This is a genomic window from Oceanospirillum linum, assembly GCF_001995095.2.
GTDB classification, from domain to species: Bacteria; Pseudomonadota; Gammaproteobacteria; order Pseudomonadales; family Halomonadaceae; genus Oceanospirillum; species Oceanospirillum linum.
Genome location: NZ_MTSD02000056.1, coordinates 1 through 509, shown reverse-complemented (window position 1 = coordinate 509; position 509 = coordinate 1). Strand labels below are relative to the sequence as shown.

1 protein-coding gene is annotated in these 509 nt (G+C 40.3%); it reads left to right on the top strand.

Features of this window, described 5'->3' with window-relative positions; all coding sequences use genetic code 11:
• Positions 1-122 precede the first annotated feature (122 nt).
• Positions 123-509: hypothetical protein (locus tag BTA35_RS16595; protein WP_238377629.1), on the top strand; the 387-nt coding region annotated here is incomplete at its 3' end.

Genomic DNA, 509 nt, shown 5'->3' with positions numbered 1-509 from the left:
CGAGAAGCTGTTTCAATCAGTTTTGACAGGATATCAAATAACAAGCAACAGCGATTTTATCGGATTGAAATTTGGACACATCAGAAGCCGATTATCCGAAGTTTTGGAATAGGAGTGATGAAATGACAATTACTGGATATCAATTTGACAAGATGAAAGTCACGCCAGAAGCGGACGCGATGCTTTATCATGCTTTAGCTAACAGGCAAAATTGTGTAATCACGGGGGTCGGTAGTGATTTGTCTGCGACAGCTACAGGTTTAAACGTATACCTTAATCCCGGAGCAAGCATTGTTTGTGGGCGATTATTAACAGTTACTAATCAAGAAACTCTGACAGTGCAAGCTAACACATCCGGGTATATTTGCCAGACCATTGATTTAACAGAAACAAACACAGCTACTGGAACACCTGGTAGCGGAGACTACATTGTCGCGAATAATCAATACCGGTTGGAAGTGGTTAATGAATTAACTCAGCAGGATTTGATGAAAGATGGACAAATTTAT